Source organism: Mesotoga sp. UBA5557, from assembly GCF_002425715.1.
In the GTDB taxonomy this organism is placed as follows: domain Bacteria; phylum Thermotogota; class Thermotogae; order Petrotogales; family Kosmotogaceae; genus Mesotoga.
On record NZ_DIMV01000055.1, the window covers coordinates 54,902 to 75,085 of the forward strand.

General features: G+C 45.8%; 19 protein-coding genes and 1 tRNA gene. 6 read left to right on the top strand and 14 right to left on the bottom strand.

The window, feature by feature from the left end; all coding sequences use genetic code 11:
* Window positions 1–9: 9 nt before the first annotated feature.
* Together B3157_RS06815 and B3157_RS06820 are read right to left on the bottom strand one after the other, a co-directional pair.
* Window positions 10–1,032 (bottom strand): 3-oxoacyl-ACP synthase, encoded by a 1,023-nt coding sequence (locus B3157_RS06815; protein WP_214060281.1) that lies wholly within the window; start codon window positions 1,030–1,032, stop codon window positions 10–12.
* A gap of 172 nt (window positions 1,033–1,204) precedes the next feature.
* Complete coding sequence (locus B3157_RS06820) at window positions 1,205–2,014, bottom strand: alpha/beta fold hydrolase (RefSeq protein ID WP_214079096.1); 810 nt, start codon at window positions 2,012–2,014, stop codon at window positions 1,205–1,207.
* Window positions 2,015–2,151: 137 nt separating this feature from the next.
* On the opposite strand from B3157_RS06820, the gene B3157_RS06825 reads away from it, so the two are divergent.
* Window positions 2,152–3,156 carry an SIS domain-containing protein gene (locus B3157_RS06825; protein WP_214060279.1) on the top strand — a complete coding sequence of 335 codons (1,005 nt, stop codon included), beginning with the start codon at window positions 2,152–2,154 and terminating at the stop codon, window positions 3,154–3,156.
* Between the two features lie 173 nt (window positions 3,157–3,329).
* Window positions 3,330–3,470, top strand: a complete 141-nt coding sequence (locus B3157_RS06830; RefSeq protein WP_214060278.1) for a hypothetical protein — start codon at window positions 3,330–3,332, stop codon at window positions 3,468–3,470.
* A gap of 432 nt (window positions 3,471–3,902) precedes the next feature.
* On the opposite strand, the gene B3157_RS06835 is transcribed toward B3157_RS06830, so the two are convergent.
* The 10 genes from B3157_RS06835 to glpX form a co-directional block, all read right to left on the bottom strand.
* Window positions 3,903–4,565 carry a class I SAM-dependent methyltransferase gene (locus B3157_RS06835; RefSeq protein WP_214060277.1) on the bottom strand — a complete coding sequence of 221 codons (663 nt, stop codon included), beginning with the start codon at window positions 4,563–4,565 and terminating at the stop codon, window positions 3,903–3,905.
* Between the two features lie 79 nt (window positions 4,566–4,644).
* Window positions 4,645–5,619 carry a Gfo/Idh/MocA family protein gene (locus tag B3157_RS06840; protein ID WP_214079095.1) on the bottom strand — a complete coding sequence of 325 codons (975 nt, stop codon included), beginning with the start codon at window positions 5,617–5,619 and terminating at the stop codon, window positions 4,645–4,647.
* Window position 5,620: 1 nt separating this feature from the next.
* Window positions 5,621–6,631: a Gfo/Idh/MocA family protein gene (locus B3157_RS06845; RefSeq protein WP_214079094.1), complete on the bottom strand. Its 1,011-nt coding sequence runs from the start codon at window positions 6,629–6,631 to the stop codon at window positions 5,621–5,623.
* A 32-nt stretch (window positions 6,632–6,663) separates the two neighbouring features.
* Window positions 6,664–7,899 (bottom strand): metallopeptidase TldD-related protein, encoded by a 1,236-nt coding sequence (locus tag B3157_RS06850; protein WP_214060325.1) that lies wholly within the window; start codon window positions 7,897–7,899, stop codon window positions 6,664–6,666.
* Window positions 7,900–7,911: 12 nt separating this feature from the next.
* The gene (locus B3157_RS06855; RefSeq protein WP_214079093.1) at window positions 7,912–9,252 is read right to left on the bottom strand and encodes a TldD/PmbA family protein; all 1,341 of its coding nucleotides are present in this window, start codon (window positions 9,250–9,252) and stop codon (window positions 7,912–7,914) included.
* Between the two features lie 243 nt (window positions 9,253–9,495).
* Window positions 9,496–10,557, bottom strand: a complete 1,062-nt coding sequence (gene proB, locus B3157_RS06860; protein WP_099828671.1) for a glutamate 5-kinase — start codon at window positions 10,555–10,557, stop codon at window positions 9,496–9,498.
* Window positions 10,557–11,798 (bottom strand): glutamate-5-semialdehyde dehydrogenase, encoded by a 1,242-nt coding sequence (locus B3157_RS06865; RefSeq protein WP_292589837.1) that lies wholly within the window; start codon window positions 11,796–11,798, stop codon window positions 10,557–10,559. Before B3157_RS06865 ends, proB begins: the two co-directional genes overlap by 1 nt.
* Window positions 11,782–12,612, bottom strand: coding sequence for a pyrroline-5-carboxylate reductase (proC, locus tag B3157_RS06870; RefSeq protein ID WP_214061333.1), 831 nt, complete (start codon window positions 12,610–12,612; stop codon window positions 11,782–11,784). Before proC ends, B3157_RS06865 begins: the two co-directional genes overlap by 17 nt.
* Before the next feature lie 21 nt (window positions 12,613–12,633).
* Entirely contained in the window at window positions 12,634–13,221 is a 588-nt protein-coding gene (locus tag B3157_RS06875; protein ID WP_214061334.1) for a type 1 glutamine amidotransferase, read from the bottom strand.
* Between the two features lie 141 nt (window positions 13,222–13,362).
* Window positions 13,363–14,376 (bottom strand): class II fructose-bisphosphatase, encoded by a 1,014-nt coding sequence (gene glpX / locus B3157_RS06880; RefSeq protein WP_214061335.1) that lies wholly within the window; start codon window positions 14,374–14,376, stop codon window positions 13,363–13,365.
* A gap of 396 nt (window positions 14,377–14,772) precedes the next feature.
* Here glpX and B3157_RS06885 point away from each other — a divergent pair, with 396 nt between their 5' ends.
* The 4 genes from B3157_RS06885 to B3157_RS06900 all read left to right on the top strand — a co-directional run bounded on the left by B3157_RS06885 (window position 14,773) and on the right by B3157_RS06900 (window position 17,762).
* Complete coding sequence (locus B3157_RS06885) at window positions 14,773–15,474, top strand: DUF3298 and DUF4163 domain-containing protein (RefSeq protein ID WP_214079090.1); 702 nt, start codon at window positions 14,773–14,775, stop codon at window positions 15,472–15,474.
* A gap of 100 nt (window positions 15,475–15,574) precedes the next feature.
* Window positions 15,575–15,664 (top strand) — tRNA-Leu (locus B3157_RS06890).
* A 68-nt stretch (window positions 15,665–15,732) separates the two neighbouring features.
* Entirely contained in the window at window positions 15,733–16,479 is a 747-nt protein-coding gene (locus B3157_RS06895) for a WecB/TagA/CpsF family glycosyltransferase (protein ID WP_292589843.1), read from the top strand.
* The gene (locus B3157_RS06900) at window positions 16,476–17,762 is read left to right on the top strand and encodes an amidohydrolase (RefSeq protein WP_292589844.1); all 1,287 of its coding nucleotides are present in this window, start codon (window positions 16,476–16,478) and stop codon (window positions 17,760–17,762) included. Before B3157_RS06895 ends, B3157_RS06900 begins: the two co-directional genes overlap by 4 nt.
* Here B3157_RS06900 and disA read toward each other — a convergent pair.
* The gene (gene disA / locus B3157_RS06905) at window positions 17,743–18,822 is read right to left on the bottom strand and encodes a DNA integrity scanning diadenylate cyclase DisA (RefSeq protein ID WP_292589845.1); all 1,080 of its coding nucleotides are present in this window, start codon (window positions 18,820–18,822) and stop codon (window positions 17,743–17,745) included. The genes B3157_RS06900 and disA overlap by 20 nt on opposite strands.
* Window positions 18,809–20,137 carry a DNA repair protein RadA gene (gene radA, locus B3157_RS06910; RefSeq protein WP_292589846.1) on the bottom strand — a complete coding sequence of 443 codons (1,329 nt, stop codon included), beginning with the start codon at window positions 20,135–20,137 and terminating at the stop codon, window positions 18,809–18,811. The genes disA and radA overlap by 14 nt, the downstream gene beginning before the upstream one ends.
* Window positions 20,138–20,184 lie beyond the last annotated feature (47 nt).

Sequence of the window (20,184 nt, forward strand, 5' to 3'; positions counted from 1 at the left end):
TTACGCCTCCTAAACTTTGCCCCATTTTACGGTTGTTGCGGCCCAGACGAAGCCTAATCCGGCGCCGACCATAACGATCACATCACCGTCTTTGATCTTTCCTTCTCTCAAACCCAATTCAATTGAGAGAATTTGATCATTTTGTCCAAGATGGCCGTAGTAATCAAGGTACGTACTCTGATTTTCCTTCAGCCCAAGCTCTTCAAGAACTGCAAAATGAGCCGATCTTTTAAAATGTAGAATTGCTAAATAATCGATATCACTTTCAGAGTAGCCGCTCTTTCTTAGAGACTCTCTGATAACCCAATAGAAGTTGGGCATTGTCGTCTCTCCAAGACGCTTCTTGAATTCTGCTGTGTCTCCCTGGACACGAAAATGGTATTCCGACACATCTTCTCTGCTCATCGGCCATTTTTTTGTTCCGCCTACCGGGACGACACAAAGTTCGGAAAAGGAGCCGTCACCTTTGAATGCGGAGGAGAGAACGACATTTTCGTTATACCCTTTCTTCATGACTACTGCCGCTCCGCTTGCTCCAACATCCAGCATAAAAGAAGTAGAGGGCTCGGAGAGATTCATCAGATCAACATTCCTATAGCCGCTTACAAGGAGCACTGTTTCCACGTCGTCTCGCGCTATCATCATGCTCTTTGCGATATCCATGCCAGCCATCATCGAGCCGCACATGGCTTCCATATCGAACGACCAGGCATTTGTTGCCCCAATCTCGTCGGCCACCTTTAATCCGGCCAACCAGCAAGGATAATCCTTGTGTTGAGCTCCATTCCAGATTATCAAATCGACATCTTTGGGATGAGTACCGGAGTTTTCGAGAGCTTTCCTTGCGGCTCTTATTCCCATGCTACTCGTTGTGTCTTCTGGTCCTGGAAGCAATCTCCTCTTCACCCCGAACTTCAGTTCTATCACGTCTCGAGGAATTCCAGTCGCCTCAGCTATCTGGTCGGGCGTCATGTAACTGTCGGGTATGTATGTCCCGATTCCCGCTATGCCAATTACCGGAACTGAACTCACCAAGATCACCCCTCACACTTTGCGCGGCGTGATTCATCTCTCATAAATGAAAGATGAATCATCTCTCACTTTAAGAATACACTAAACGCGTTGAGATTCTAAGTTCGATTTGAGCCGTTTAACGAGGATTATTGTCGAAGTAAGATGAATAACTTCTACATTGTCTTGTTTACTAACAATTCTTTAGAACAAAGCCTATTACAGCCGTAATGAATTCTCCTGACTTTTCGAGGAAAGCTCCGTGACCCGCATCTTTAATAACCAAAAACTCGGAGCCTTTTACTTTTTCGTGAATCATCTCTATCTCTTCAATTGGGGTAATAATGTCTCTATCAGCACCAAGAAGTAACGTTGGACACTCAATCTTGTGAAGCTCATCCAGCACGTTGAAATCAGGATTTGAAGAGACAAGCCTTATGAAACCTTCAAACCATTCCCGATTGAGAGTTGACTTAAAGGTCTTCTGCCTTTCTTTCAGCCAGTTCAGGTTTCTGTTATAGAACAAGTCGGAGTATATAAACGGAATTGCAAGTTTGAAGAACCTCTCCCCATCGTATAGCATTGCGGCTTCCTTCCACGCTTCGCCTAACTCAGCAAGGAAAGGTGAGATTCTTGGAGGGGTGTTCGCGAGGACCAATGATTTGACCCTCTCTGGATACTTTATTGCAAACATCTCCGCCACCTGTCCACCATAAGAGAGACCTACTATATTTCCTTTAGAGATATTCAGAAAGTCAAGTAGATCGACAAGATCATTCACGTGAACAGAGATATAGTATTGTGACTGCTTCCTTTCGGACCGTCCCTGATCCCTGAAATCCATGAGTATCAGTCTGAAATGCTTGGAGAAATCTGTCAGAAAACCCGCCCATGAACTCGTGGACATCATTATCCCGTTAAGAATGACAAGCGATGGTCTGCTCTCATCTCCATGTTCTTCGTAATATATCCGGGTACCATCTTTTGTTGTGACTAACGACATAGCTTCACCTCCGCACTAATTATGGCACCAATACCACCGATTAGTCAAAACACTCTTCCGAGATGATAAACTCTTAATGGTGAGCTATTATCAATTCCTTTAGGATCGAGAATTCCCACAATGAAAGGATGATAAACATGTCGAAATTCATGCAGGATATGCTAGAGCAACCAGATGCCGTTAGAAGACTCCTTTCCTCTTCTGGCATTATCTCGAAGAAGGCGAAGAGTCTTAATTTCGAGAGGGTACTTTTTACAGGGATGGGAGCTTCACTCCATGCGGCGGAGACGGCAGCTACCTTTCTAAAATCATCAGGGGTAGACGCCGCAAGTCTTGAAATGTCCGAACTTATATCTTACTCATCCAGGGAGCTCCTCAAACTGTATTCCACCATCTTCCTGATCAGTCAGTCTGGTGAAAGCGCTGAGCTGCTGAGGTTCATTGAAGATAACACGGAACTACTTCCAGTGATGGCATTGATCACGAACAATGAACAGAGCAGTGCCGCGAATTTTCTTCCAGGTGAAAGGGTTTTCCTCCTTGAGGCCGGAAATGAAAGATCTATGGGTGCTACCAAGACTTTCGTAAACAGCGTAGTCTTAATGTTGTTGATTGCTGCTTCAAAGACGGGAAGATCGTTGAATTTCTCTGAACTGCCTTCAAGAATAGAAGAGGCGATTTCTCTTGATTTGTCTTGGCTCGCCACTCTTCTTTCTGAGAAGAGGGAGAAGATTCTTGTCGCAAGAGGGTACGGCCTCGGAGTTGGCAGCATGGCAAGACTTATGTTTGCCGAAGTCGCTAAGATTAGCTTGATTTTCTACGCAGGAGCAGCCTTCAGGCATGGCCCTGTTGATCTGTTGATTGACAGACCGGTTGTACTCACTATGAATCCGGAAGGTGTAACCCAAAACCTGATGCAGGAACTACACAGAGATATTTCAGACAAGTGTGACCTAATAACGCTAACGAATTTAAAGAAAGAGAGTGTAGAGTCCATATATGTTTCCGAAGGTCTAGACGAAGTGCTTGCCTCAATTCCGATGATGAATGTTCTTCAGAAGTCCGTTGAAGAGATAGCGAGAAACCGGGGTTTCGATCCTGGGGCAGGAGTCTACGGAACGAAAGTAACGACCAAGGAATAGAAATATAGAGTACTTGTTGCAGAAGTTCCCACCCGTACGATGTCCTCATCACTACCTATAGGTTAGGGAGTAAGTGAGAAATCATATCATGCTCCTTCGCCCTTGACAATACATGCTGTATTTGGCTCTTGATGATCCTGATCCTAAGTCCTCCCTTGAAGGAGGGCTACGCATTGGCGGAGGGTGTCTCTGAAGGAACGAGTGCAAGACTAAGAGGGACCAACACCGAGAGCTCCGTTTCGAGAAAAACCATATTCGAGATTACCAAGAGTGAGGAGAGAAAGCAGATCCCGTATAACATCACTGCAGAATGACAGAACAAAAGAGGCGAAGAATGGTATAGACCACAGAAACCGGGCAGTCTCTATTTTTGCTTCTTGGCTTTTCACAGCGCTCAGCGTGCAGCGTTTATTGACAAGCGGGTCTTTGAGCCGAAAGCGGTCTCTCCAGCTCATGCGGGGACTTATAATCAATAGCGTAGAAATGCGACATCAGGTCTATTGATAACGATTACTAGTTCAGGAACTCAGTAATAAGGTGACTGAACTCCAAAGATGATGATGTGTGCAGCGATGAGGTAAGAATCCGGGTATAGGATACCACCTAAATCGGATTCATCGATCAAGACTTCTCTTATACATGAATTCTTCGACTTGGCACAAAAAAGCGAAGCTCCAGTTTTCATCAAAACTTCGCGGTTCAAGGCTTCTGGAGACTTTCAGAATATACTTATCTTGAAGACATCGCTAGGAAAAGGAGGCGCATATCAACCCCACCAACGGATGAATTTGAAGAATCTCGATTTCTTCTGCACCAGATTTTTCAAAGATCTCTCGCATGAACGAGATGCTCGCCGGATGATCTGTCTCGCTGTCATCAAAATAGACCTCATCCCATTCGTCCCTGTACTTGCCAGGGTCATCGAACCACATGATGTCGCCGACAACAATCCGCCCAGGACGTTTAAGCATCGCTGAAAGCTTTGAGATTGCCTCCGCCTTCATAGAATCAGTAAGATGGTGAAGAGAGTATATAGCGACTATCTTGTTTACATTCTTTTGCGAAATATCCGTCTCTTCACACGGGTCCTCAAAAGATCCTCTATAGAACTCTACATTCTCGGCTCCCGCGCTTGCAACGTTCATTCTTGCATCTTCGAGCATCCTTTTACTTATGTCTATACCTATTACTTTTTTGCAATGCTGACTGGCTGCCACGGCCCATCTCCCTCGCCCGGTTCCAATATCTAGCAGAACGTCATCCGCGCCAAGCTCAAGAAAATCAAGAGCAAGAGCTCCCACCATTGCGATTATGTCTCCCTTGAATGGGTCGATATCTGCTATAGGCGAAGCTTCGGGAAGGCTGTCAAACTCCTGTTCAAGTTTTCTACGGTCATACTGCTGCTCCAAACAACTCACCTCATGACTGTTATCATAACACCTAGATTATACGCCTTATGAATAAGCAAGGCGAAAAAAGAAGATCGAGTCAAACAATCTCGATCTCCCTTCCTTCCCGAAAGCTCCTGTAGGCAGCAGAGACCACTTCAAGAGCTCTCAATCCGTCTTCTCCATTAGTCAAAGGTTCCTTCCCAGAATGAATCACTTCAAGAAACTCTCTCGTCAAAAGCTGATCGAGATCATCTCCGTAGTTTTCCCAGCGATTTCCTTTCTCGCTGGAACTGACTTCAATCTTAGAGTTGAAGATATCCAGAAAGAGAGTACCTCTGGTTCCCACAATGTGTATAGTCACATCACCCCAGTAAGGATGGATTCTCGGTCTCGACCAGCTGCAGTCAAGCGTCATGTACTGGTCCGTTGAAAGTCTGAACATCTCCAGTCCGCAGTCTTCGACACGTGTATCGTGAATCAGGGTGTCATATACGGCGTAGACCTGTTTGAACTCGCAGTCGAGGAGCCATCTTACGGTGTCAACAACGTGAACGGTGTGGTCCATAACAGCGCCACCACCGCTAAGTTCGGGATCTATGAACCAGCCTCCAGGCATTCTCCCGTGGTTAGTTCCAACAAGGTTGACGATTTCACCCAAAAGACCATTCTTGATCAACTCTTTGGCCTTTCTTACGGAGGCACTATATCTCACCGGAAAAGCCATCTGAAGCCTAACGTTGTTTATATGACATATGTCTATCATAGCCTCGGCATCTTCAACAGATGTGGCAATCGGCTTTTCGCACAATACATGTTTTCCGCATCGAGCAGCGATTTCCACGAACTCTCTGTGAGTTGAGTTCTCGCTTGCAACTATTACTCCGTCGCTTGCAGCTACAAGCTCTTCGGGGTGGTCGTACGATTTAACCTCAAGAGCAGTGCTCGCTCTTGCCATCCTTGATCTGTCGTGGTCATATATCCCAACAATCTCAACATCTCTTTTCCCCTTCAACGCTTTGACGTAGCTGTAGCCATGCATGTGAGCTATTCCAAGAATCGAAATTCTAGTCATCTCACGACACCTCCGAGAGTTCTACCGGTCTCAACAGTCTCGCCGACAGGTTGGCTGCCAGTGCAACTCTCAACGATTCTGTAGCCTCTTCACAGCTCACCGGGACTTCTTTGCCTTCCTCTATCGATAGTATGAACGATTTCAGCTCCTCGGTATATGGATCATTCAAGATCGGATTCTCTTGAGAGTATAGGGGCTTGCCGTCGATTGAGGTTTGAAGGCGAAGCGTAGTTTCTCTCTCGTAGCTGTTCGTGATCATTCCCTTAGTGCCGATGAACTCGTAAGATGTTCCAAATCCAACCGGCATGTCGGCCGGTTCGGCCCAGCTGCCTTCGATGTGGGCCAGTGCGCCGGACTCGAACCTCAGAATCGCCATGCCGTGATCGAAAGAAGGCTTTTTCACTGTCGAGCTGAGTTCTACGGACCTCGCTTCGACGGTTCTCACCGGGCCAAGCAGTTTTCTAAGAAAATCAAAATCGTGTATGGAGAGATCGATGAAGACCCCGCCGCTTTTGGTGATATCTGCAAACCAGTTATCTATACCGTGCGAGGGAAAGGATCCTCCTCTGTAAAGTCTAGCCATTACGATTTCGCCAACGTCACCTGAGGAAGCGAGTTCTCTAACCTTAATATACTGCGGAAAGAAGCGTACGACGTGGCCCACCATAAACACTCTGCCGCTTTTTTTGGCCGCCTTGTCCATTGCCACGGCGTCTTCAATCTTCAGTGCTACCGGCTTTTCGCAGAAGACATGCTTGCCCGCCTCGAGAGCTCTGACTACAAGATCTCTGTGAGTGAAAGTCGGCGTGCAGATATCAACTATTTCTATTTCGTCATCTGCAAGGATTTCATCAAAACTTGCAGCGATTGCTCGATATTTGTCGGAGATAACCTTCGCTCTGCTTCCAACTGGATCGACTATCGATAAGGGACTCGTTTCATCTATCGTTCTATATGACCGAGCATGAACGTTTCCCATCATTCCGGCTCCAACTATTGCTATCGGGCGCACATCACACCTCCAGACTATTGGGAAGAAAAACGCTACAGTTTGCTCACCTTCATATCTATTATCGTCATCTTCGAATTCTCCGCTCCCAGAAAATCGTCGTTTGAGACCCCGCGAAAGTCCTTGCCAAACATATCATACATATGAGAACTCAAACTCAGCTCGGGGAGCCTTCCGACAAACCTCTCTCCATCAAACAGGAAGGCAAGTTGAACCGGGGTTGCAAAGCGCCCGTCCTGTGTGAAGTCTCCTCCACTGGCAATTAGAATGAAGATAGCCTTCTGACCTTTGAGAAGCTGTTTTGCAGTTTCCTGTGATTCAGCGAATTTAAGCTTCGGTATCCCCAGCTCCGGCAAACCATCGTACTCTCCACCTGCAGAACCAGTATGAGGTAGATTAAAAGTTGTAGCCGTTTTCTTATCCGTATATGGCGACTTTAGCACTCCGCTCTCAATTAGAGCAAATCTATCCAACTGATTTACAGTCCCTTCTAGATCAAAAAACGGTTCGAAGAAACCATCATCGACGTTACGCGTCTGCAAGAGAGTGACTCTATCGGAAAAGATCTTCTCACCGACTTTCCCTGACAAAAGGGATCCGCCAGAACCAAACAGCATCCCATTCAAAGACTCATAGAGTTTCTTGTAATACGTCATGTCGCCCGACATGAAAGCTACCGGATATACTCCTTCTTCTATGTCGTGGAGCTGGTTCTTGTATGCATCACAAATCATATTAGTCAGTCCTACAAACGAATCCTTTCGGAACTCTCTTCCTTCGTATCCTGTCATTGCATCGATAATGTTAGATGACTGTTTGTCCTTTATTACTAGTTCCATGCTGAGAGATTCTCGAGACGATCTCAGATCAAGACCGAGATCATTCTCCAGAAAAGACTCTACCCTAGCCGACTTGAATAAATGACTGAAACTGAATTGTGGCTGATCTCTTCTCAGTCTCTCAAGGATATCTTCTGCAGCTTCCAGAAGCTCCGCCTCGTTCTGAAGATCTGATTCGTGCTGTTCTTCTCTCTTTAGTTCTTTGCAAGGTTCGCAAGCATAAGGAATTCCAAGCTCGAGAGATTCTCTTGCTTTTTTTATGAGCTCTCGCTCATCGCAATTTCCAAAAGCACCGGCAACACCCATTGACTTACCATCGTAAAGACGAATTGAAGTTCGAAGAATGTCTTTCTTTCTTACTGAAGTAACCCGAGTTTGAACTATCTTCACAGCACTCTCTGTATAATGAACGACAAGTCTCTCTTTAGTCATAGTCAGCACCTCCTAGTGAGCATTCAACGAACGTACACGCACGTACGGTCCGCCGAATCCAACGGGAAGAGGGTACTGTTCCATCTTTCCACATCCTCCAAGCGCAAATGACAGAAGCTTGAATTCCTCGGTTAGTCCCTCTATTTCGTTAAGAGTCTGGAAAACACTTCCCGTCACAACAGAAATCTTCACAGGCTCAGCGATCTTTCCATCTCTGATCATATAAGCTCTGCAGGGAGCGAGAGTGAATGTAGACATTCCTGAACCATGGTTTAGTGAATCGACATAGAGTCCTTCTTTGATACCTGAAAGTAATTCATCAAAGGAGAGCCTTCCCGGCAGGATGTAGGTAGTCGTCATCCTAACTACAGGTTCGAACTCAAAGCTCACGGCCCTGGCGTTTCCCGTCAACTCCTCGTCTAGAGCGGCAGCAGTCTCGGCACTATGAAGCCTCCCTGAAAGACAACCGTTCTTTATCAAGTAAGTTTCTTCAGCTTTTGTTCCCTCGTCATCGAAAACAACGTTACCTACTCCAGGTTTATTTCCATCATCTACTATTGAAAGGATTTCGCTGCCGACCTTTCTGCCTATTTTCCACTCTTTCATCATCGTCTCGTCTCCGAGCATGAAGTCTGATTCACTCTTATGACCAAAACTCTCATGCGCAAACACACCTGCCGCCTCTGGAGAAAGAACCACCGGATATCTTCCAGGGATCACAGACTTTGCGTTTCTTATGAAGTATTCAGAAGCTTCAACTGACTTCCTGACGTCCTCGGAAAGTTCTTTGATCGATTCTAACTCGTTACCGGCAAGGTCGAATCTGTCCATAAGCTGCTCTTCTCCATCGGCCATTTGATAGAGCATTCTGAAGCCCACCCTTTGATAATCGAACTTCAAATCTGCTCCCTTGCTGGAGAAGAAGCTCTTGACAACTCTCTGGTCTACGTATTGGCCCCTCCAAAATCTCACGAGACCACTTTCTTCGACTATGGGAAAATAGGTAGAAAGAATATCGCGCTTCTCCTTAAGAGGTATAGTTGAGATATCCGATGATTTCTCGAATCTCAAAAACGAACCCTTGTTTACCTGAAACTTCTGAACTATCTGGTTCGCTTCGATAGATGGATTCTTTTTAGCAAGATCTGCCAGCCTGTAGATCTCACCTTGAACAGAGTTCAGGTCCGTAGTAGAACTGAAATACCACCTCTCTCCATCGAAAATCCTGATGAAAGCCGCAACGTATTTCTGTTCCTTCATGTTATCCGTTCTTCCTAGAGTAACAACTATATTGCTATTCGAGACTTCCTCTACCCTAACATCAGAGTAAACATATTCGGGAAAATCAAACATATCCTACCTCCAACGACTATTTCAGTAAGAGTATATAACGATGTCAATAGAAACAAGTCAATTACTCTCGGCTTAGCGCCAAATAAGCGTCTCTCACAGATTCTCACCGGCTTGACCGGAAAACAAAGCTAGAAAGCTGTCGTCAAGCATTTCATGAGGCGGTTTACTATTACAGTGATAGTTCGCTGATCCCGGTTTCCTTCCCTCTGTAGAAGGCAGCTAATCTTTGCTCAGCCAGAGCTATCAGATACGGTAAGAGTTATCAATATGGACCACAACTTTTGCGCAGTCGTGACCAAGAATCGATGATATCCTGTCGCTTCTAACTCCCCTTATCTTATCGACTTCAAGCGAGGTGAAGTTAGAGATTCCCCTCGCAATTTCCGACCCATCAACCGAGAGTATACTAACCACCTCGCCTTCAGAAAAGTCTCCAGATACTTCTTCCACGCCTATGGCCAAGAGACTCTTTCCTCTTGCAATTGCGCCTTCTGCGCCTCGGTTGATCTTAATACTCCCTTTCGGAGTAGAGAGAAATCCAATCCACGTTTTCCGGGCACCTGGCGATTCTATCGAGGGAAATACGGTTCCAATGTCATCACCCTTTGCAAATCTCTCTATGTTATTCAAGTCTCTCCCATTACAGATGCAGCTTCTGATACCGCTTGCAGATGCGGCCCGTCCAGCTCTTATTTTGGTCTTAATGCCTCCTGTACCCCACGAGGAGTTCTCTATGTTCTTTAGTCTCCTAGATGTATCAAACACCGAAATCACTTCACCGTTTTCGTCTACGATTCCCTCTACAGTGGACATCAGTATCAGAAGATCGGCCTGCCATCCTATTGCAAACATCGAGGCGAGAATGTCATTGTCTCCAAACATTATCTCTTCGGTAGATGTTGTGTCGTTCTCATTCACTACAGGGATCAGACCCAATTCTATCAACCCTATAAGAGTATTCCGCAGGTTAAGAAATCGCTTCCTGTCTCCAAAATCGTCTCTGTTGACCAGGATCTGAGCTATTCTCTCGCCAAAAAGATCGAACACGTTTTCGTATAGTTTCATTAGCTGAACCTGACCCGCAGCACAAAGAGCCTGCTTCATGTACAAATCGCTAGATGTTCTTCTCCCTTCAAGATAACCGAAGCCCGCTGCTTTAGCCCCTGAAGAGACAAGAACAACCTGATTACCTGACGACTTCAGAATAGCTATTTCCCTTGCTAGCTCTGTTATGTACTTCTTGTCGATCTCGCCATCTCTTTTTACCAGGAGGTTTGATCCGACTTTCAACACGATTCTTGACATTACTTTCTCACCTGGTAATCCCCTAGTATCGTATACTTGTAGCTTGTAAGTTCCTTCAGGCCAAACGGACCGCGTGCATGAAGCTTCTGGGTGCTGATACCTATTTCACTCCCGAACCCAAACTCTCCACCGTCCGTAAATCTTGTTGAAGCGTTTACGTAGACAACAGCAGAATCTACGCATCTAAGGAATTGCCTGGAGTTGGAGTAGTCATTTGTTAATATCGATTCCGAATGTCCCGATGAGTACTTCTCAATGTGCTGCATAGCTTCTTCTACGTTCTCTACGACCTTGATTGCAAGTATTAGATCGAGAAACTCATCGAAGTAGTCCTCTTCGGTCGCAGGATTCATTTTCCAGTATTTTATCGATTCTGCGCAACCTCTGAGCTCTACTCCCTTTGCGGTAAGAACACTGGCGACCCGAGGAATAAACTCGGCCGCAATCATTCTGTGGACAAGTAATGTCTCGACTGCATTGCAGGTACCTGGCCTCTGAGTCTTCGCATTATCGACAATCGAAACCGATTTTTCCAAATCAGCACCATAATCGACGAAGATGTGACAATTACCAGTACCGGTTTCTATAACCGGGATTCTAGAATTGTCAACAACGAACTTGATGAGAGCAGCGCCACCTCTTGGGATTATAAGAGAAAGGTACTGGTTCATCTCCAACATCTCTTTCACTACTTCGCGTGAAGTATCTTCAACCAACTCAATGGAACCATCCGGAAGCCCGGCCAGAGAAAGTGCTTTCTTCATTATCAGTACGATGGCCTTGTTCGAGTTAATAGCGTCGCTTCCTCCCTTCAAAAGGATAGAATTTCCCGATTTTATGGCAAGGATCGATGCATCAACAGTTACATTGGGCCTTGACTCGAATATCATTCCGATGGCTCCTATCGGCACTCTTTCCTTCGAAATTCGAAGGCCGTCTTTCTGTAGCCGCGTACTCTCTATTTCGCCTACCGGGTCAGGCAGCACTATAACTTCGCGACAAGCCTGAACCATGGCTTGTATCCTACTTTCAGAAAGCGCTAGCCTGTCTATCAGCGATTCCTTCGTTCCTTTCTCTCTGGCGTTGGAGACATCGACAGCATTTGCTCTGAGAATCACATCCTTATGCATTTCAATCTCTTTAGCAATCATTGAAATTGCATCGTTCTTCTCTTCTGTGGTGATCAGCCTGAGTTTTCTGGAGGCATTCCTAACTCTCTCTCCCTTACTTAGCAGATCCATCTTCGGTCACCTCCAGTTCGGAATTTATCTCCCTTGCTCTTAGGTAAGTGTCAAACAACGCTTTCATTATGGTTCCCCTAAGTCCTTCCCTTTCCAAGGAGTAAATTCCCTCGATGGTTGTTCCTCCTGGGGAAGTTACTAGATGTCTGAATTCGCCCGGGTGATTGCCTTTAACTTTGAGGAGTTCAACAGACCCTCCGAGAGTTCCTAAAATTAGCTCTCTAGCGACATCATAGGAAAGGCCCATCTTCAAACCAACATCGATCAGCGATTCCACTATCACGAAGACGAATGCAGGACCGCTTCCACTCAAAGCCGTTACAGCTGCGAGGTCCTTTTCACGGACCTCAACTATGTCGCCCATCGTAAGAAGAATTCTCTCCACTTCTCTCTTCTCCCTTCCGGTCAAAGAAGTCGAGCAGACGAATCCCGTTACCCCTCGTCCGATAGCGCTCGGAACATTTGGCATGATCCTTGCAATCTTCTCCAGTCCTGTATTCTTCGAAATGACCTTGATTTCTATCCCGGTGATAGTACTGATAACCACTGGACCGTCGTTCTTTCCGTTAATTATCTCCAGGAATAGCTCCCCACAGTCTTGAGGTTTCACCGAAATGATCACGTGGGTGCAATTGGAAAGAACTTCATTTGGACTCTTTGCGATTACCACTTTTTCACTTTCGGCAGAAAGACCGGAGAGTCTGTCGAGATTCCTGTCCAGCAAGTAAAGCTGCTCAAGGTCATGCAGCTCGTGAAGCAGTCTGTTCGCAAAAATACCACCTATGTTGCCAACACCAATAATGCCTATTTTCATTTTCCCCTCCTGAATAGCTGTCTAGCGAGAATTAACTATAGTCGAGAAGTTGGAGAAGATTCTCAGCAACTCTTCTTCAGAACCAAGTTCGATTTCCTCTGGATGGAACTGCACACCGAATCGCGATCCGTCAAGAGAAGCTATCCCTTGTATGAAGGTCGATTCCCCCCATGCAATTTGATAATAGCCACCGGGAATGTATGGAAGGCCATAGTTGTGACGCTGATAGGCATTCACTTCCGATTTCATTCCCCTGAACAGCTCATTCGAAGTGTCCAACCTAACCTTTGATACTCCGAGCTCACGCGAGGCTACCAAGGATTCCTGAAAGAGCCGAGCCAAGATTTGCATTCCCAGACAAATACCCAGAACAGGACCATGAAAATCCTTAACAAATGAGGCTCCCCAAGAAAGAGCACCACCATCGAAATACTCGCTCATCGAGAAGCCTCCTGACAGAACCAGACCATCACATCCCGATCCATCTTCAGGAAAGCCCTCAAGAAATATCCTCCAGGTTCTGTATGCTACGCCTGCTGTCTCCAAAGCGCTTTCAACAGGCGATACAGATGTCCCAAAATCGGTGTCGTTCACCAAGACGCAAATCACAGAGTCTCCCCCCTCTGTTTTGCGGCAATTATAGCACTTTAACTAGTGGTAGCTGTCCGCAAAATGAAAAGCAGATCAATTGTGATTTGAAACGACTTCAGACCTCCAAACTCAGGGAAGTAAAGAACTGCGGATAAACTACTAACCTCTCTTACCAAGCAAGCTGTTGAAAATGAAGACTTCACCTCCCGATTTCGTTGTAATGGTCTTATAGGCGATTTCGTGATAAGCCCTTATTCTCCTAACCGTTCTGGTGCTTGATCGCATGGCGATAGAATCGGTTATAGCCTGGTTATGGGTGAAGCGAACACCCTTCAGGAATGAACCGTCAGTTATTCCGGTGGCGCTGAAGACAACCTCCTCACCATCAATCAGATCCTTTGTTCGATAGACTCTATCAAGCTCAAACGAAGAATTATCTACCTTTTCAATCTCTTCTGAATCTCTTGGCCAGCACTTCACCTGGATCTCACCACCCATACACTGAAGTGCCGCTGCAGCCAGAACTGCTTCTGGAGAGCCTCCAACGCCCATGTAGATTTCTGTCCCTCCATCAGGAAGAGCAGTCGCGATTGCCGCAGCAATGTCTCCATCATTGATCAGTCTGATTCTTGCACCGACAGCTCTAACGGCCTCAACGAGAGGGTAGTTCCTCTCTCGATCGAGCATTGTCACCGTCAGTTCCGATACTTTGACACCAAGGATAGCTGCCGCGATACGGAGGTTTTCTCGTGGAGTTGCGTCGATATCCAGGTTTCCTGCAAGCTCCTTTCCAACCGCCAATTTGTCTACATAGTAGGTTGGTAAAGGAGCTACCTTGCCTCCTTCAGTTGCTGCAATCACGCTTAACGCATTAGATCTTCCATTCGCAACCAACCTGGTTCCATCTACCGGGTCAACAGCGATAAGGACTTCCGGATCGTCGTCATTCCACTTTCCAACATGCTCTCCGGCAGCCAGCATTGGTGCATCGTCCTTTTCTCCTTCGCCAATGATTATGGTTCCCTTCATGTCGAGCAAATCTAAAATACCTCTCATTGCATCTACAGCTCTTTGATCTACTGCTTCTTTGTTACCGCGGCCAAGATAAACACTAGAAAAGAGGGCCGCCGCCTCTGTCACCCTCACCATATCTAGGGTTATTTCTGCAATCAAGACTATCACCCCCCCATGTGATAATCATAGCACCGGAATAAGGCTTTTTTGCTGAATGAATTCAGCGCCCGTTTTCGAATTCTGTAGTTGTCAGAAACATTGCGAAGCGTTTGTGCTTTTTCGGAACCGATATTTGCTGCAAATCACTGCTCATTCTGTACAGAAGACCGTTGTGAGAAACGATAACAGAGCTTGAACGATTAGAAACTTTCCTGATTCTGCGACAATCAATATCTGTAGCCATTGATCTCTCAATGATCACGATCCACACTTTCTTGATAGGCAACTAATCCCGATTTGTCAGTGATATGATCTTACTAGATGATCGCAGGAGAACGCTTCCGGTTGTGAAGAATACCGAACCGGTCTTTCAAGTGATCAAAAGGAGGGAATTGTATGCGTAAGCTGTTGATAGCAGGCTATCTATTTATTGCACTGGCCGTTGTCTTCTCCTATACGGTCGATCTTCCTGAGCAGATCTTTGTTTCTCAAGGGAAACTGATCTCCGTTCTTGGAGAGAATTTAATTGAGGATTCCGAAATCTGTGCCGTAAATGTACAGATACCTTCAGTCAATGGACTTAGAGACAGACCTTTCGAGCAGTTTCTGAATTCTACTATCGAGGGTGAAATATCCCAGTATAGAAGCGAAATCGAGGAATTGGCCCGGAAAGCTTTTGAAGAGTCTAAGACTTCTGAGTGGCCATTCAGAACTTTCGATGTCTATGTTGTTTACTCCGCTTATCTTAGTGATGGAATTCTAAGCATAGACATGGTCTTCAGTGAGTTCACCGGAGGCGCACATCCAAACGCATCGAGAAGAACGTATAACATCGATCTGGAGAAGTCCCGACTTGTTGCTTTGCACAACATTCTCGGAAGCAAAAAAACTGAAGAGAAATTGAACGGATTGATTAAGGAAGAAATCTCTGCCCGCGATGATCTCTGGCCTGAGTACTTTGAAGGAGTCACGTCGGATCAGGGCTTCTACCTTAAGGGAGGAAGGCTCTGCATTTACTTCCAACCGTACGAAATCGGTCCCTGGGCAGTTGGAATGCCTGAGTTTTGTTTTTCGCTTGAGGAGTTGCTTGGCAACTGATAACTCTTACCTGGCTTGCATTCCAAAGTGATTTCTATGCTTATTTCTGAGTGAACGCTCGTTGACACCAATAATCATTGATGGTAAAGTTTTATTGCTGGCCGAGGTGGTGGAACTGGCAGACGCGGCGGACTCAAAATCCGCTGGGGTTGAGAGCCCCGTGCGGGTTCGATTCCCGCCCTCGGCACCAGAGGAAGGCTTAGCCTTCCTCTTTTCGTTGAAAAGGTTTTCATTTGTGCTTTAATGAAGTGTGGAGGTGTGTGTTTGCAGTTCCTTGATTTTGATCTCCAGGAAAAAGACCTCGTTTCTGCAGCCGATGAGCTCATACAGCGAACGCAATTGGGAGTGAGATCACATGTGCTCACGCTCAACGCCTTGATTGCTTATGAATACATCAACAACGAAGAATACAAGAAGGCTCTGAGTACAGTCAATTATGTAGTTCCCGATGGTAGCGGTGTGCTGAAAGCGATCAAGCTGATTTCAAAACAAAGAATTGAAAGAGTACCCGGAATAGACCTAATGCTTAAAATCTGCGAACTTTCATCCGGGGTGGGTCAAAAGATATTCCTTCTGGGGTCGAAAGAGAGTATCGTAACAAAGACTACCGAAAAACTAAAACAAAGATTTCCACTAATAGACATCGTTGGGTATCACAGCGGCTTTTTCACACAAGAGGAAAGTGATACAATCGTTTCGAAAATAAACAATTCATCAGCGGATATTGTTTTTGTCGGTATGGGTGTTCCAAGACAAGATATCTGGATTGCGAAGAACCTTGACAGACTTAACGCCATGCTTTTGATGGGAGTCGGTGGTTCTTTTGATGTTATCTCAGGCGATCTGAAGAGAGCTCCTTTGTTCATGCAGAAAGCCGGCCTTGAGTGGCTGTACAGGATATTTCAAGAACCTGGAAAACGACTCAAGATTATCCCGAAATTATTCAGCTTTGAGTGTTACGTTATCAGATCCTATTTCGAATCAAAAAGAGGTGGTTCCAGATGATCGTAACTAATGTTTTGGCATTCACAAATGATCTGAAGAACCCTCTTGTGGATGATGCTTTGGTTAGATTTGAGAATGGGAAGATCACTTTTGTCGGACCGAGGAGAGAGTACAGCATCCAAGAAGACGAAGAGATAATCGACGGCGAAAGGGGAATTCTCTTGCCTTCGTTTTTTAATGCACATTACAGCGTCTATTCCAGCATCTCCTCATACCCATTGAAACTTCTTAAAGATAATCAGACTAACAAAAGCTTTTTCAGCAATCTGCTGGAATCCGTCAGAAGCGAGATTAACCCTTCTTTAGTAAGGCTTTCTGCGGAAGTCGCCGTATTGAAAGCAATCAGGAGTGGTTCTGTCGCAATCAGCAGCCCAATAGTCGATCATCCTGAAATCGATCCAACATTCTACAAGGAAGTCGCAGCCAAGTACGGAGTTTACCTTGCTGTCGGACCTATATTGACCGAGGAGACAATTGACAACATCGCGGAGCGCTGGGAAAGCGTTACTCGCGACTCCACGTTCTGCCCAATAGTCTACGTAAGTGAGCTTGCCACCTATAACGAAGATAGCCTGAGAAAATTGAGAGAGCTGTACGAAAAAGGGATGAATCTGAACCTCTTCATTTTCGACATGAAGAGAGAGAATGAGACTTGCCTTCTCAGGTGGGGAGAGAGTCTTATAGAGAGACTCCTGAAAAACGGTATCCTTGGATCCGAATGTGGTGTCATCTACGGAGGTAATCTAAGCGAAACTGACATGGATATTATCTCTTCCCGGAGAATCTTCGTGACGAAATCACTCAGATCAGAAATGTACGCAGGTAGCTTTCAGTCAAACATATCCGACCTACTCGGTCGGGGGATGCAAGTTTGTTTGGGTACAGGATTCATTGGTTCGGATATGTTGGGAGAGGCAAAGGAAGTTATTCTTACTGAAAGGTACCACAGGGGTTTCGACAATTATCTCATCGATTATGAGATAAGAAAGACTCTCTTCGATAACAACCACAGGTTGTTCCAGAAGTTGTTCGGAAAAAGTACGGGAGTGCTTAAAGAAGGCTATTCGGCCGACCTGGCGTTGTCGAGGTCCTGCCTTGACCTGGAAAAGTTCGATTCTCATTTGCCTATAACACTTCAATTGGTCCTGAAATCGTTCTTTGACACGAGTTTTGATAAGGTTTGGAATTCAGGGGAATTGATTCTTGACAAAGGTTTCCCTCAGAGAATTTCGAAGAAAGAGCTTAAAGATCTCTCTAAGGAGCTCAGAAACCTGGAATTGTGATCTCGCCGGACTTCTTGTAAACTTCAATTGCGTGTCTTATTGCAGAGGCACGCTTTTCGCCAATTCCGTCGACATCCATCAGTTCGTCTTCCGTTCCCTCAAGAAGATTAGATAGCGTCCCAAATTCCTTGCCCAGGTTTATTGCGACCTGAAGAGGAATTCTAGGTATATGCCGAGCAAAACGTATTCCTCTTGATCTAATGAAATACTCAACAGCCTGAGAGGCAGTGTTAATTTCGTATCCAAGATGCCTCAATATTACCCCGAAACTGCTTATCTCTTTTTCGCTTAGATTCCTCAATTTTCCGATTGCCTCTTCAAGATTATCCTGATCAAGTAACTGTTCACTGAAATCCAGGACGAGACTTTCGATTTCTTCATTAACATTCACCAAAATCTCTGCTACTTGCAATGCAGGGAATCTTCCGTGGTTACCTAATTCGGCTATTGTAAACTCTGCTTCCTCGCAAATTAGAAGGACCATCAGTCCCTTTTGTATTGTCTTAACAACATCAAAGAGCGTGAGTGAACCTGCTCGCTCCATGAATTCTATTCCCTGCAGCGCCTCAATGAAGGCCTCTTTGTACTTCTCTGCCGTTCTTATTGTCTGAGTTATTTTAGAGGTAAGCGTCTCAACACTGTTCAAGGTATAAGTGTAATCGCCCAAAAAGATAGTCATCGTATTTCTTCTCTTTGAGACCGCAACAAGCATCTTGCCCGTCTCTTTAGCCATTCTTTCGGCAGCCCTGTGCCTCATGCCTGTCTGATTGGTCGGGATCGTGTGATCGGGAATCAGCTGAACGTTAGCTCCGACTATCGTTGTGAGATCATCATCCACCACGATCGCACCATCCATTTTGGCTAACTCATACAACTTGTTAGGATTGAACTGGCAGTTCAGAAGAAACCCTATCTGCATAAGCTGACCATACTTCTTGTAGTCATCGACAAAGAAAATCAGACCTCCCACGCTGGCATCCTGTATATCATCGAGAGCATGTCTTAAAGGAGTCCCCGGCGCAATCTTCTTGATTTTCTCTATTAGTTCACTCCTTTCCACTCTTCATACCTCCGATGATTTTCAAGAGTTGCTTCACATCTTTTATACCATTTCTTCCCTCTGGCGAGACTATCCTTGAGAAAGATGATTTTCTAGCTCTCTCCAGCCTCTTCTCTGTTGAAGATACTGAGCGAATGGTCCCGTCGAGGCCGATCTCACCAAAAAAGCCTACACCTTCAGACATTGATGTATCGGAGTACGAAGATATCAAAGCTGCTGCAATTGCCAAGTCAACACCGGTATCCTCTATCTGAAGCCCTCCTGCAACGTTAAGGTATAGATCAAGACTGTCCAGTGGAATACCCGCCCTCTTATTCAGCACGGCGGTTACTAGAAGCAGTCTTTCTAGTGGCACTCCGGTTGATAGCCTCCTGGGGGTTCCATATACTGGTTTCGAAACGAGCGCCTGAACTTCTACCAGAAAGGATCTCGAGCCTTCGTAGATAACCGATACTACGTTGCCGGGAGCACTTGTGTAATCCTCAACAAAGAGGCTACTTATGTCAGGAACCTCTTTCAGCCCTTCCGCAGTCATTTCGAAGACGGCGATTTCATCGGATGGACCAAATCGATTCTTCACGGTTCTAAGGAACCTGTATCCCGTCTTGCTTGATTCGAAATAAAGGACTGTGTCGACAAGATGCTCCACAAGCTTTGGACCAGCGATTTGCCCACCTTTAGTTATGTGAGATACTATCATAACAGGTATTTCAGAGGTCTTCGCCAGTGAAACGAGCATGTTTGCACACTCCTTGACTTGCACCACAGAACCGGGTAAAGAAGGAGCGCTTGACACCCTTATGGTCTGCAATGAATCTACCACCAGCATTCCGTACTTTCCAATCTCAAGCGATCTGAGAGCGTCTATTTCGTTAGTGGATACAACTTCTATTCGTTCCTTGTTTAGTAGCCGAAGTCTGTCGCCCCTCAACTTCAGTTGATGGACAGATTCCTCCCCAGATAAATAAAGAACGGGTCTCTCATCTGCCACCAAGTCTGATAGTTGCAGCATCAGAGTAGACTTCCCAATTCCAGGTTCTCCACTGACAAGAATTGCGCTACCGGGTACTATACCGCCGCCAAGAGATCTGTTCAACTCTTCGATGTGAGTGTCTATTCTCAAGGATTGTCTAGTGTCGATTTCAGAAAGAGGTCTAGCCTCTAGGTCTGCAATCGAGGAAGCTTCTTCGCGGCTTCCTTCTGCAGTAAAAGACACCGCGGTATTCCACTCGCCGCAGGAAGGGCAACGGCCGAACCAGGCAGGGGAATCATAACCACAGACTTCGCAAACGTAACTTCTTCTCTTCTTCATCATTTACAACCGCTTTGCTGCGGCTACTGCACCCCCTATCCTTAGATTCC